The sequence below is a fragment of the Amycolatopsis kentuckyensis genome (assembly GCF_002155975.1).
Classification (GTDB): Bacteria; Actinomycetota; Actinomycetes; order Mycobacteriales; family Pseudonocardiaceae; genus Amycolatopsis; species Amycolatopsis kentuckyensis.
Genome location: NZ_MUMI01000613.1, coordinates 1 through 12,785, shown reverse-complemented (window position 1 = coordinate 12,785; position 12,785 = coordinate 1). Strand labels below are relative to the sequence as shown.

The window sequence follows — 12,785 nt, the reverse complement described above, 5'->3', positions numbered from 1 at the left end:
TGAGTTCTCAAGCAACACACCCCGAACAACTCTAGACCCAAGGCCCAGCGTCACCCGAAGCGGGTTATTCCTAGCAGTTTTTGGTGGGACACCCACTCAATCGCGATCCGCGAGAGCTTGGTTCGTGTCCCGGTGGCCACCCGGTTTCCCTGGCGACTTGGAGAACTTTACACCCCCTCCGAGGGCCCGGAACAGGGGGGTACCTTAACCGCGTTCCCGCAGGTCAGGCCCCTGTTTCGGGCCGCCGGAGCCGGTCAGCCGCCGAGCGCGACGCCGGCGACGTTCCGCTTGCCCTTGCGGACCACGAGCCACTTGCCGTGGAGGGCGTCCTCGCGGGACGGCTTCCACTCCTCGTCCGCGACCTTCACGTTGTTGACGTACGCGCCGCCCTCCTTGAGGGTGCGGCGCGCGGCGCCCTTGCTGTCCACCAGTCCCCCGGCGAGCAGCAGGTCGACGATCGTCGGCTCGGCGGCCGGGTCGACCTTGCCGTTCGGCACCTCGGCCATCGCCGCGTCGAGGGTGCGTTCGTCCAGGTCGGCGAGCTCGCCCCGGCCGAACAGCGCCTGGCTGGCGTTGATGACCTGCCGGGTCTGCTCCTCGCCGTGCACCAGGGTGGTGAACTCCTCCGCCAGCCGCTTCTGCGCGGCCCGCAGGTGGGGACGCTGTTCGGTGTCCTCCGCCAGCGCGGCGATCTCCTCCTGGTCGAGGAAGGTGAACATCCGCAGGTAGCGGACGACGTCGGCGTCACCCACGTTGACGAAGTACTGGTACCAGGCGTACGGCGAGGTCATCTCGGGGTCGAGCCAGAGGTTCCCGCCGCCGGTCGACTTCCCGAACTTGCGCCCCTCGGCGTCGGTGACCAGCGGTGCGGTCAGCGCGTGCACGCTCGCCCCGTCGGTCCGGCGGATCAGGTCGACCCCGCCGACGAGGTTGCCCCACTGGTCGGACCCGCCGACCTGCAGCTGGCAGCCGTACTGGCGGTACAGCTGCAGGTAGTCCTGCGACTGCAGGAGCAGGTAGCTGAACTCGGTGTACGACATGCCGTCGCCCTCGAGCCGGCGCTTCACCGTCTCCCGGTTGAGCATGACGTTGATCGAGAAGTGCTTCCCGATGTCGCGGAGGAACTCCAGGGAGGTCTGCTTCCCGGTCCAGTTCAGGTTGTTTTCGACGATCGCGCCGGTCGGCGAGTCGTCGAAGTCCACGAACCGTTCGAGCTGGCCGCGGATGCGCCCGGCCCACTCGGCGACGACGTCGAGCGTGTTCAGCGTGCGCTCACCGGTGTCGCGCGGGTCGCCGATCATCCCGGTCGCGCCGCCCGCCAGCACGATCGGCCGGTGCCCGGCGCGCTGGAAGCGCTTCAGCATGAGCAGCGGGACGAGGTTGCCGGCGTGCAGGCTGGGCGCGGTCGGGTCGAAGCCGCAATAGAGCGTCACGGGACCCTGGTCGAGCTCGCGCCGGAGGGCGTCGATGTCGGTGGACTGCGCGATCAGGCCGCGCCAGGACAGCTCGTCGAGGATGTGTTCGCTCACGCCTGTAGATCCTCCCGCACCAGGTCAACCGACTAACTGGCGGGTCGGACCCGGCGCTTCCCGCCGCGGCGGTAGGTGGACACGGCCGGCGACGCGCCGTCCCAGAACCGCCACGGCGTGTCCATCGCCATCGCGACGCCGACGCGCGGGCCGCTGCGGACCCGCTCGGACGGCACCCGCTCGCCGACGTACAGCCGGACCGGCGATGCCGGGTCGGTCAGGTCGGCGCCGTTCTCCTCCCGGTCGATGCGCAGCACCGACGTCAGGATCGCCGGCCCCTTGGCGAGCTCGCCGGTCCCCCGTGCGTTCGGCCGCCGCCTGCGGACGACGTCGAGGCCGGTAACGACCTCACCCGCCCGCAGCAGCACCGCGCCGGCCACGCCGTCGGTCGAGCCGACGATGTTCGCGCAGAAGTGCATCCCGTAGACGAAGTAGACGTACAGGTGCCCCGCCGGCCCCCACATGACGGCGTTGCGCGGGGTCCGGCCGCGGTAGCAGTGCGACGCCGGATCGTCTTCGCCGCGGTAGGCCTCGACCTCGACCAGCCGGACGCCGACGGTGCCGTCAGGGCCGTCGGCCTCCAGGACCGAGCCGAGCAGCAGGTGGGCCAGGTCGACCGGGTCGAGCGCGAGTTCGTCGCGGGTGAACAACCGGCCTGCGTCGCCGCTCAAACGGGGTCCTCTCCTCGGCTGCCTGGCGCGACCACCCTAACCCTTGAGCGATCGCTCAAACTTCTCTACAGTCGGTTTGAGCACTCGCTCAAACTCTGAGGGGAGACAGGGATGAGACCGAAGGCGCTCTACGTCGAGACCGTGATCCGCACGGACCTCGACACGCTGTGGCAGCACACCCAGGACCCGGTCCTGCACCGCCGCTGGGACCTCCGCTTCGCCGAGATCGCCCCGATCGACGGCCGCGACGGCCACTTCCGCTACGCCTCGCGGTTCCTGGGCGTCACGGTCGCCGGCGTCGGCGTCGGCGTCGTGTCGCGGGACTGGCCGGACGGCTCGCGCACGTCGGTGTTGCGGTTCGCCTCCGCCGACCCGCTGTCGCTGATCAGCGCGGGTGCGGGCTTCTGGCGCTACACCCCGGTCCCCGGCGGCGTCCGGTTCGTCACCGGCTTCGACTACGGCACCCGCTGGGGCCGCTTCGGGCAGCTGGCCGACCGGCTGTTCCGGCCGGTGTTCGGCTGGATGACGGCGTGGTCGTTCGACCGGCTGCGGTTGTGGCTGGAGACCGGCGTCCCGCCGGAGGAGCAGCCCCTGACCGCACCCTCGGCCGCTCGCTGCGGCCGGACCCGGCCCCGTGACCGGGTGACGGCCGGAGCGTCGTCGTGACCGGCGTCTTCGAACGCACGCTCGGTGCGGATTTCGCGAACCTGCACCCCCGGATGCGGGAACGGCTCGCCCTGTCGGACGGGCGCGGGATGATCGGCCACGGCGTGATGGACCGGATCTGGCGCGGCCCCGGCTTCACCGTGCCGTTCCTGTGGCTCGGGTCGGCGTGGCACATCCTGTTCCCCGAGCGCGGCCGGAACGTGCCGTTCACCATCGAGAACTACCCGTACGTGGACGCGCACGGCCGCGAAACGGTGTCCTTCGTGCGGACCTTCGAGTTCCCGGGGCGGCGCCGGCGGTTCGACGCCCAGATGGTGCACAGCGCCGGACGCGGGCTCGTCGACTACCTGGGGACGCACCAGCACCTGGCGGTGGACCTCGCCGTGACCGTCCGGCCGGACGGCGGGTTCCGGATCCGCTCCGGCGAGTTCCGGTTCCGGGAAGGGACGCACCTGCCACCGGCGCTCACCGTGACCGCGACGGTCGACGAGTGGTTCGACGACGTCCTCGGGCAGTTCCGGATCGCGGTCGCGGTGGCCCATTCCCGTTTCGGGCCGGTGTTCGGCTACGAGGGCAGCTTCGGCGCCCGGTTCGTCGATGTCGGCCGCGGGGTGAGCGGTGCGGTCAAACCGCTTCGTGAGAAGGTCATGGACTGATGGGCACCGGCCGGAACTCCAGTTCACAGGACACGAAGCAGCGGCTCGTGGACGGCGTGCTGGAAGTCGTCCGGCAGCAGGGCATCACCGCCGTCTCCGCCCGGTCGGTCGCCAGTGCCGCCGGGGCCAACCAGGCGCTGGTCTTCTACCACTTCGGCAGCGTGGAGGAGCTCGTCGCGCAGGCGTGCCTCTCCGCGACGGAGGCCCGCGTCGCCCTCTACCGGGACCGGTTCGCCGCCGTGGCCACGGTCGGCGAGCTGCTGGCGCTCGGCCGGGAGATCCGGGTCGCGGAACGCGCGGAAGGCAACCTGGCCCTCCTGGCCCAGACGCTGGCCGGAGCGCAGGGCAGCGAACGGCTCGCCGAAGCGACCCGCGAAGGCCTGGACAAGTGGATCACCGAAGTCCGGACGGCGCTCGAGCGCGTGCTCGCCGGGTCGCCACTGGCCGAGCTGGCGGACCCCGACGGGCTGGCCCACGCCGTGTCCACCGGGTTCCTCGGGCTGACGCTGTTCGACACGGTCGACCCCGACGGCGCCGAGCAGGCCGTCGCCGCGCTGGAGCGGCTGGCCGTGCTCGTCGACGTCCTCGACGGGCTCGGCCCGGTGGCCACGCGGGCCGTCCGGGCCAAGCTCCGCAAGACCCTCAGTTGAGCCAGTGGCGCGCCGCGGTGACGCGCTCCTCGAGCCGCGCGCGCTGCTCGGCCACGCGTACCGGCGCCGTGCCGCCCCGGGCGTCGCGGGACTTCACCGAGCCTTCGACGGTGAGGACTTCGCGCACCGCGGGCGTCAGCGCCGGGTTGATCTTCTCGAACTCTTCGTCGGTCAGCTCGTCCAGGCCGACGCCGCGGGCCTCGGCGACGCGAACGCTCTCGCCCGCCGCTTCGTGCGCGACGCGGAACGGGACACCCTGGCGCACCAGCCACTCCGCGATGTCCGTGGCCAGGGTGAAGCCGGCCGGGGCCAGCTCGGCGAGCCGGTCGGTGTGGAAGGTGAGCGTTTCGAGCATCCCCGCGATCGCCGGGAACAGGAGCTCGAGCTGCTCGACCGAGTCGAACACCGGCTCCTTGTCCTCCTGCAGGTCGCGGTTGTAGGCCAGCGGCTGCGCCTTGAGGGTGGCCAGCAGCCCGGTGAGGTTGCCGATCAGCCGGCCCGCCTTGCCGCGCGTCAGCTCCGCGACGTCCGGGTTCTTCTTCTGCGGCATGATCGAGCTGCCGGTGGCCCAGGCGTCGTCCAGCGTCACGTAGCCGAACTCGGCGGTGTTCCAGATGATCACCTCTTCGGCGATCCGGGACAGGTTCACCGCCAGCATCGCGACGGCGAAGGCGAACTCGGCGACGAAGTCGCGCGAAGCGGTGCCGTCGATGGAGTTCTCGACGCTGGTCGCGAAGCCCAGCTCCTCGGCGACGGCTTCCGGGTCGAGGCCCAGCGACGAGCCGGCGAGCGCGCCCGAGCCGTAGGGCGACTCGGCCGTGCGCGCGTCCCAGTCCTGCAGGCGCGAAACATCGCGCAGCAGCGCCTGGCCGTGGGCCATCAGGTGGTGGGCCAGCAGCACCGGCTGGGCGTGCTGCAGGTGCGTGCGGCCGGGGAGGATGGCCTCCGGGTGCCGCTTCGCCTGCGACACCAGCGCGTCGATGACCTCCAGCGTGCCCGCGACGACCCGGCGGGCAGCGTCGCGCAGCCACATCCGGAACAGCGTGGCCACCTGGTCGTTGCGCGAACGGCCGGCGCGCAGCTTGCCGCCGAGCTTGGTGCCCGCGCGCTCGAGCAGGCCGCGTTCGAGGGCTGTGTGCACGTCCTCGTCGGCGATCGTCGGGGTGAACTCCCCCGACGCGACGTCCTGGGCGAGCGTGTTCAGCGCGGCCAGCATGCCGGTCAGCTCGTCGTCGGTGAGCAGGCCCGCTTTGCGCAGCACGCGAGCGTGCGCGCGGGACCCGGCGATGTCGTAGGGCGCCAGGCGCCAGTCGAAGTGCGTCGACGCGCTCAGCGCGGCCATGGCCTCCGCCGGACCGCTGGCGAACCGGCCGCCCCACAGCTGCACCGGCTGCTCGTTCCCGCTCACTGTTCTCGCTTCTCCTCGGTGTTCGTTCGGATGTTCAGGCGACCGTGATCCGGCCGTCGTACAGGACCAGCCGGACTTCGCCCGAAGCGGTGCCGGTCAGACTGGCGCAGCCGCGGCCGGCCCGCCGTTCGAGCGCGGCGCACGCTTCGCCGCGGCCGATTCTCTGCGCCTCGCCGCGCGCACTCAGCATCCGGCGCGCTTCGGCGACGGAAACGGTCTCGCCGTCGATCGCCACCGGGATCCCGCGGTCGAAGGTGATCACGACCTCGTCCGGCGCGAGGAATTCTCCCTCGGCCGGGAAGATGTCGCCGATCGCGGTCATGGTGATCCTTCGTCCGCCGATCGCTGGGCGAGGGCGGCGAACCGCTCGGCGAGGTCCTTGCCGGTCAGGGGCTCGCGGGCGATGACGGCGACCGTGTCGTCACCGGCGATGGACCCGACGACTTCCTCGAGCGCCGCCCGGTCGATCGCGCTGGCCAGGAACTGGGCCGCGCCGGGTGGCGTCCGCAGCACCGTCAGGTTGCCGGACGAGTCCGCCGAGACCATCAGCTCCGCGAGCAGCCGGGAAAGCCGGGACGTCCCGCCCTGCACGCCGCGGACCGGGCTGCCGTCCTCGGGGATGACGTAGACCGGCGCGCCCGAGTCCGGCCCGCGCAGCTTGACCGCGCCCAGCTCGTCGAGGTCGCGCGACAGCGTCGCTTGGGTGACCTCGATGCCTTCGGCGGCCAGCAGCTTGGCCAGCTCGGTCTGGCTGCGGATGGTCATGGTGGACACGAGCTCGGTGATCCGTGCCTGCCTGCCCACCCGGCTGCCGGTCATCGTCGGCTCTCCTCGAACAGCCAGACGAGCAGGGCTTTCTGGGCGTGCAGGCGGTTCTCGGCCTCGTCCCAGACCGCGCTGGCCGGGCCGTCGATCACCTCGTCGGTGATCTCCCAGCCGCGGTGGGCCGGGAGGCAGTGCAGCACGATCGCGTCGTCCGCGGCCTTCTTCAGCAGCTCGGTGTTGACCTGCAGGGCGCGGAACGGGCCCACCCGGTCGAGGCCGTCGTTCTCCTGCCCCATCGACGTCCACGTGTCGGTGACGAGCACGTCCGCGCCGGCGACCGCCGCGTACGGGTCGGTGAAGACGGTGGCGGTGCCGCCGGTTTCGTTCGCGCGCTTCTTCGCGTCCAGCATGACGCCCTGGTCGGGCTGGAAGCCGACCGGCGAGACGACCCGGACGTGCATCCCGGCGGTGACCCCGCCGAGCAGCAGCGAGTGCGCCATGTTGTTGGCGCCGTCGCCGAGGTAGACGAGGGTGAGGCCCTCGAGCTTGCCCTTGCGCTCGCGGATGGTCATCAGGTCGGTGAGCACCTGGCACGGGTGGAACTCGTCGGTGAGCGCGTTGACCACCGGGATCGACGCGGCCGAAGCCATCGCTTCGATGCGCTTCTGCGCGAAGGTGCGCCACACGATCCCGTCGACGTACCGCGAGAGGACCCGCGAAGTGTCCTCGATCGTCTCTTCGCGGCCGAGCTGCATCGAGCGGCCGTCGACGATCACCGGGTGGCCGCCGAGCTGGCTGATGCCGACCTCGAACGAGAACCGGGTCCGCGTCGAGTTCTTCTCGAAGATCGCCGTGATCGACTTGCCGGCGAGGGTCTTGTTGCCGAGCGGGTCGGCCTTGAGCGCGTCGGCGAGGTCGAGGATGGCCTTCTGCTCGGCCGGACTGACGTCGTCGTCGCGGAGGAAGTGGCGCAGCATCAGTCGGAGTCCTTCGTGGTGGAGTCGAGCGCGTTCGGGAGTGCGGCGAGGAAGCCTTCGGCCTGTTCGCCGTCGAGGACGAGCGGGGGCGCGAGCCGGACGGCGTCCGGGGCGACCGGGTTGACGAGGTAGCCCGCGGCCTGGGCGGCCTGGGCGACCGCCGCCGAGACGGGCTGCTTCAGGGCGATGCCGAGCAGCAGCCCGGCGCCGCGCACGCCGGCGACGAGCGGGTGCCCCAGCGCCTCGACGCCCGCCGCGATGTCCTTGCCCAGCGAGGCGACGTGGTCGAGGAGCCCCTCGGCGGCGATGGTCTTCAGCACGGCCAGGCCGGCCGCGCAGCAGACCGGGTTGCCGCCGAAGGTGGTGCCGTGCTGGCCCGGCTTGAGCAGGTCGCCCGCCGCGCCGACGCCGATCACCGCGCCCAGCGGCAGCCCGCCGCCGAGGCCCTTCGCCAGCGTGATGACGTCCGGCACGATGCCGGCCTGCTGGTAGCCGAACCAGGTGCCGAGCCGGCCGAGACCGGTCTGCACCTCGTCGAGCACCAGCAGCGTGCCGGTGGCCTTGGTGATTTCGCGGGCGGCCTGCAGGTAGCCGTCCGGCGCCGGGATGACACCCGCCTCGCCGAGCACCGGCTCCAGGAAGACGGCCGCGGTTTCGGTGTCGACGGCGGCTTTGAGCGCCTCGACGTCCCCGAAGGGCACGTGCTCCACCCCGGGCACCAGCGGCTTGAAGGCGTCGCGCTTGGCGGGCTGGCCGGTGAGCGTCAGCGCGCCCATGGTCCGGCCGTGGAACGCGCCTTCGGCGGCGACCACCTTGGTGCGCCCGGTCAGCCGGCTGATCTTCAGCGCGGCTTCGTTGGCCTCGGCGCCGGAGTTGACGAACAGCACCTTGCCGTGGCCGGTGAGGCCGGCGACGTCGAGCAGCGCCTCGGCGAGCTCGACGGCCACCGGGTTGACGTAGAGGTTCGAGGTGTGGCCGAGCCGCTTGATCTGCTCGGTGACGGCTTCGACGACGGCCGGGTGCGCGTGGCCGAGCGCGTTGACGGCGATGCCGCCGACCAGGTCGACGTACTCCTTGCCGTCGGCGTCCCACACCTTCGCGCCCTCGCCGCGCACCAGCGTCAGCTTGGGTGTGCCGTAGTTGTCCATGAGGGCGGACTGCCAGTGCGCCTGGCCGTCCACATTGGACGTGAGGTCGGTCACGGGAGCTCCGTTTCGGGGAAGACCATGGTGCCGATGCCGCGCGAGGTGAAGACCTCCAGCAGCACCGAGTGGGCGAGGCGGCCGTCGATCACGTGCGCCCGGCGCACGCCGCCGCGGATGGCGCGCACGCACGCCTCCATCTTCGGGATCATGCCGCTGGCCAGGCCGGGCAGCATGGTCTCGAGGCGGTCGACGCGGATGCGGTCGATCAGCGACGACCGGTCGGGCCAGTTGGCGTACAGGCCTTCGACGTCGGTGAGCACCACCAGCTTTTCGGCGCCCAGCGCGGCCGCCAGCGCACCCGCGGCCGTGTCGGCGTTGACGTTGTGCACGACGCCGTCGACGTCCGGGGCGACCGTGGACACGACCGGGATGCGCCCGGCGTTGACGATGTCCAGCACGGCGTCCGGGTTGACCTCGGCGACCTCGCCGACGAGCCCGATGTCGACCTGCTCACCGTCCACAGTGGCCTGTTTGCGTTCGGCGGTGAACAGCCGGGCGTCCTCGCCGGAGATGCCGACCGCGTACGGCCCGTGGGCGTTGATCAGCCCGACGAGCTCGCGGCTGACCTGCCCGGTGAGCACCATCCGGACGATGTCCATCGTCTCCGGCGTGGTGACCCGCAGGCCGCCCTTGAACTCGCCTTCGACGCCGAGGCGCTTGAGCATCGCGGTGATCTGCGGGCCGCCGCCGTGCACGACCACCGGGCGCAGGCCGGCCAGCCGGAGGAACACCATGTCCTCGGCGAAGGCCGCCTTCAGCTGGTCGTCGATCATCGCGTTGCCGCCGTACTTCACCACCACGGTGGCCCCGTGGAACCGCTGCAGCCAAGGCAGCGCCTCGATGAGCACCCCGGCCTTTTCGGCCGCCGTCGCGAGTCGTTCGTCCGCGGAAATCAGAGCCTCCTGGTTCATGAGGAGTACGCGCTGTTCTCTTCGACGTAACCGTGCGAAAGGTCCGTGGTGTAGATGGTCGCCGTGTTCGTGCCGACGCCGAGGTCGACGACGATTTCGATGGCCCGGCCGGTGAGGTCCGCTTCCGACCGGTCGGCGGCGGGCACGCCCTGGGCGAACAGGGTGACGCCGTTGATCGCGATCGACACGGCCTCCGGGTCGATGCGGGCCGGCACCCGGCCGAGCGCCATGGCGATCCGGCCCCAGTTCGGGTCGGAACCGAACAGCGCCGTCTTGACCAGGTTGTCCTCGGCGATCGTGCGGGCGACGGCGATCGCGTCGGCCTCGGTGGCCGCGCCGCGCACGGTGACGTCGACGTCCTTGGTCGCCCCTTCGGAGTCCGCGCGCAGCTGGAGCACGAGGTCGTGGCTGACCGCGGTGAGCAGCTCGGTGAGCTCGGCTTCGGTGGGCTCGACCCCGCTCGCGCCGGACGCGAGGACCAGGACGGTGTCGTTGGTGGACGTGCCGCCGTCGACGTCGAGCCGGTCGAACGTGACGTGGGTGGCCGCGCGCAGGGCGCGGTCGAGGGTTTCCTTGTCCACCACGGCGTCGGTGGTCAGCACCGAGAGCATGGTGGCCAGGTTCGGCGCGAGCATGCCCGCGCCCTTGGCGAAGCCGCCGACGCTCCAGCCGTTGTCGTGCTTCGCGAAGGCCTGCTTCGGTTTCGTGTCGGTGGTCATCACGCCCGTCGCGGCGTTGAGGCTCGCTTCGGGGCTCGCGTCGAGGGCCTTGACGGCGGTGTCCACTCCGGACAGGACGGCGTCCATCGGAAGCCGCTCGCCGATCAGGCCGGTGGAGCAGACGGCGACCTCGATCGCGCCGGCCTGCAGGACTTCGGCGACCTTCTCGGCCGTGGCGTGGGTGTCCTGGAAACCGCCGGGCCCGGTGGCCGCGTTGGCGCCGCCCGAGTTGAGGACGACGGCCTTCAGCCGCTGCTGCTTGAGCACCTCCTGCGACCACAGCACCGGCGCGGCCTTGATGACGTTGCGGGTGAAGACGCCGGCCGCGACGTCGAGCGGGCCGTCGTTGACGACCAGGGTGAGGTCGAGCGCGCCGGAAGCCTTGATCCCGGCGGCGACGCCGGCGGCGCGGAAGCCCTGGGGGCCGGTGACGGTCACGGTGCCACTCCTACGGTGGAAAGCCCGGTGGTTTCCGGGAGGCCGAGGGCCAGGTTCATCGACTGGACGGCACCGCCGGCGGTGCCCTTGGTCAGGTTGTCGATCGCGGCGACGACGACCAGGCGCTTCGCGTCGGCGTCGACCGCGACCTGCAGCTGGGTGTTGTTCGAGCCGAGCGTCGCCGAGGTCGTCGGCCAGGCGCCGGCGGGCAGCAGCTGGACGAACGGCTCCGCGTCGTAGGCCTTCTCGTACGCGGCCCGCGCGGCGGCCTCGTCGACACCGTCCTTCAGCGGGGCGCTGGCCGTGGTGAGGATGCCGCGGGGCATCGGCGCGAGCACCGGCGTGAAGGACACGGTGACCTTCTCGCCCGCGACGGCCGAGAGGTTCTGCGCGAACTCGGGGGTGTGGCGGTGGGCGCCGCCGACGCCGTACGCGCTGGCCGAGCCCATCACCTCGGAGCCGAGCAGGTTCGGCTTGAGGCTCTTGCCGGCACCGGAGGTGCCGGTGACCGCGACGATCGTGACGTCCGGCTCGATCAGCCCGGCGGCGAACGCGGGCGCGAGGGCCAGCGATCCGCCGGTCGGGAAGCAGCCGGGCACGGCGATGCGCTTGGTGCCGGCGAGCTTTTCGCGGGCGCCGGGCAGCTCGGGCAGGCCGTACGGCCACTGGCCGGCGTGGTCTCCGCCGTACCAGCGCAGCCAGTCGCCTGCGTCGGCCAGGCGGTGGTCGGCGCCGAGGTCGACCACCAGGACGTCCGGGCCGAGCTGCGCCGCGAGCGCCGCGGAGTGCCCGTGGGGCAGCGCGAGGAAGACGACGTCGTGGCCGGCGAGGGTCTCCGGCGTCGTCTCGGCCAGGACGCGGTCGGCGAGGGGGACGAGGTGGGGCTGGTGGACGCCGAGCTTCGTGCCCGCGCTGCTGGCGGCCGTGAGCGCGCCGATCTCGACCTCGGGATGGGTCAGGAGCAGGCGCAGCAGCTCACCACCCGCGTACCCGCTGGCTCCGGCCACCGCGATGTTCACCGTCATACGCATGATTATGCACGCCCCTGCAAGTCTAAACAAACTCGAAGTGGTGGCCGCCACCTTGGAATGCTGGGCGCATGACGGACACCCCCGCCCGGTTGCTCGGCCTGCTTTCGCTGCTCCAGACACCTCGCGAGTGGCCGGGCAGCGAACTCGCCGAGCGCTTGGGCGTCAGCCCGCGCACCATCCGCCGTGACATCGAGCGGCTGCGCGACCTGGGCTACCCGGTCGAGGCCAGCCGGGGTGTGGCGGGCGGATACCGGCTGGTCGCGGGCACCGCGATGCCCCCGCTCGTGCTCGACGACGACGAAGCCGTCGCGATCGCGGTCGGCCTGCGGACCGCCGCGGGGCAGTCCGTTTCCGGGATCGAGGAGGCGTCCGTGCGGGCGCTCGCCAAGCTGGAGCAGGTCCTGCCGGCGCGGCTGCGCCGCCGGGTGGGCACGATCGGCACGGCGACGGTCGCCGTGCCCGCCACCGGCCCCGTCGTCGACCCGGCGCAGCTGACGGTGTTCGCCGGGGCGATCACCAATCACGAGACGGTCCGCTTCCGCTACCGAGCCCACGACGGCGCCGAGACCCGCCGCCGGGCGGAGCCGCTCCGGCTGGTCGCCGCGGGCCGCCGCTGGTACCTGGTCGCGTACGACCTCGACCGGGCGGACTGGCGAGTGTTCCGCGCGGACCGCGTCCGCGAGGCCCAGGCAACCGGTGGCCGGGTGGTACCGCGCGAGCCGCCCGCCACGGACTTGGCGGCGTACGTGCTCGACCGGTTCTACGACCTGGCGCCGTCGTACCGGGCGGTGGCGGTCCTGGCGGAGCCGGCCTCGCAGATCGCTCCCCGCCTCGGCGAGGCAACGGGCGAGCTGACCGACCTCGGCGACGGCCGGTGCCGGTGGCGGAGCCACACGGACACGCTGGACTGGCTCGCGTTCCGCCTGCTGGGGCTGGGGTGTGGGTTCACGGTGGAGGAACCGCCGGAACTGGTGGCGCACCTGAAGGTGCTCGCGGACCGCGCGGCTGCGGCCGTGCCGGACTGACCGGGCGGCGTGGCGCGGGGTCGGCTGCTCGTTCCCTCCTCGATCGCGTGGCGGGGCCACTCCGGACGCCTGATGGCGCCGGCCGCACGCGCGGTTGCTTCCTTGGTGGGCTGACCGGGGCGGAGTCGGCTCTA

14 protein-coding genes are annotated in these 12,785 nt (G+C 72.0%); 4 read left to right on the top strand and 10 right to left on the bottom strand.

Going from position 1 to position 12,785, the window contains the following annotated elements:
* Positions 1-254: 254 nt before the first annotated feature.
* Positions 255-1,529: a tyrosine--tRNA ligase gene (gene tyrS / locus CCN39_RS43720; protein ID WP_086852582.1), complete on the bottom strand. Its 1,275-nt coding sequence runs from the start codon at positions 1,527-1,529 to the stop codon at positions 255-257.
* 32 nt (positions 1,530-1,561) lie between these two features.
* Positions 1,562-2,200, bottom strand: a complete 639-nt coding sequence (locus tag CCN39_RS43715; protein WP_086852579.1) for a DNA-3-methyladenine glycosylase — start codon at positions 2,198-2,200, stop codon at positions 1,562-1,564.
* A 111-nt stretch (positions 2,201-2,311) separates the two neighbouring features.
* On the opposite strand from CCN39_RS43715, the gene CCN39_RS43710 reads away from it, so the two are divergent.
* From CCN39_RS43710 to CCN39_RS43700, 3 genes are read left to right on the top strand one after another with little or no spacing between them, the layout of a single operon-like run.
* Positions 2,312-2,866, top strand: coding sequence for a hypothetical protein (locus CCN39_RS43710; RefSeq protein ID WP_086852577.1), 555 nt, complete (start codon positions 2,312-2,314; stop codon positions 2,864-2,866).
* Entirely contained in the window at positions 2,863-3,522 is a 660-nt protein-coding gene (locus tag CCN39_RS43705; RefSeq protein WP_086852575.1) for a DUF4166 domain-containing protein, read from the top strand. The genes CCN39_RS43710 and CCN39_RS43705 overlap by 4 nt, the downstream gene beginning before the upstream one ends.
* A complete protein-coding gene (locus CCN39_RS43700; RefSeq protein ID WP_086852573.1) occupies positions 3,522-4,172 on the top strand; it encodes a TetR/AcrR family transcriptional regulator in 651 nt (216 codons plus the stop codon). Before CCN39_RS43705 ends, CCN39_RS43700 begins: the two co-directional genes overlap by 1 nt.
* Here the strand turns inward: CCN39_RS43700 and argH are convergent.
* The 8 genes from argH to argC are packed head-to-tail and all read right to left on the bottom strand — an operon-like array spanning position 4,165 to position 11,620.
* On the bottom strand, positions 4,165-5,580 hold the full coding sequence (gene argH / locus CCN39_RS43695; protein ID WP_086852571.1) for an argininosuccinate lyase: 1,416 nt from the start codon (positions 5,578-5,580) through the stop codon (positions 4,165-4,167). The two genes, CCN39_RS43700 and argH, sit on opposite strands and share 8 nt — an antisense overlap.
* 34 nt (positions 5,581-5,614) lie before the next feature.
* Positions 5,615-5,902 carry an argininosuccinate synthase gene (locus CCN39_RS43690; RefSeq protein WP_086852569.1) on the bottom strand — a complete coding sequence of 96 codons (288 nt, stop codon included), beginning with the start codon at positions 5,900-5,902 and terminating at the stop codon, positions 5,615-5,617.
* Complete coding sequence (locus tag CCN39_RS43685) at positions 5,899-6,399, bottom strand: arginine repressor (RefSeq protein ID WP_086852567.1); 501 nt, start codon at positions 6,397-6,399, stop codon at positions 5,899-5,901. Before CCN39_RS43685 ends, CCN39_RS43690 begins: the two co-directional genes overlap by 4 nt.
* A complete protein-coding gene (gene argF / locus CCN39_RS43680) occupies positions 6,396-7,322 on the bottom strand; it encodes an ornithine carbamoyltransferase (protein ID WP_086852565.1) in 927 nt (308 codons plus the stop codon). Before argF ends, CCN39_RS43685 begins: the two co-directional genes overlap by 4 nt.
* Complete coding sequence (locus CCN39_RS43675) at positions 7,322-8,524, bottom strand: acetylornithine transaminase (protein WP_086852563.1); 1,203 nt, start codon at positions 8,522-8,524, stop codon at positions 7,322-7,324. The genes argF and CCN39_RS43675 overlap by 1 nt, the downstream gene beginning before the upstream one ends.
* Complete coding sequence (gene argB, locus CCN39_RS43670; protein WP_086852561.1) at positions 8,521-9,438, bottom strand: acetylglutamate kinase; 918 nt, start codon at positions 9,436-9,438, stop codon at positions 8,521-8,523. The genes CCN39_RS43675 and argB overlap by 4 nt, the downstream gene beginning before the upstream one ends.
* Entirely contained in the window at positions 9,435-10,595 is a 1,161-nt protein-coding gene (gene argJ, locus CCN39_RS43665) for a bifunctional glutamate N-acetyltransferase/amino-acid acetyltransferase ArgJ (RefSeq protein ID WP_086852559.1), read from the bottom strand. Before argJ ends, argB begins: the two co-directional genes overlap by 4 nt.
* A complete protein-coding gene (gene argC / locus CCN39_RS43660; RefSeq protein ID WP_086852557.1) occupies positions 10,592-11,620 on the bottom strand; it encodes an N-acetyl-gamma-glutamyl-phosphate reductase in 1,029 nt (342 codons plus the stop codon). The genes argJ and argC overlap by 4 nt, the downstream gene beginning before the upstream one ends.
* A gap of 74 nt (positions 11,621-11,694) precedes the next feature.
* On the opposite strand from argC, the gene CCN39_RS43655 reads away from it, so the two are divergent.
* Positions 11,695-12,651, top strand: a complete 957-nt coding sequence (locus tag CCN39_RS43655) for a helix-turn-helix transcriptional regulator (protein ID WP_086852555.1) — start codon at positions 11,695-11,697, stop codon at positions 12,649-12,651.
* The last annotated feature ends 134 nt before the right edge of the window (positions 12,652-12,785 follow it).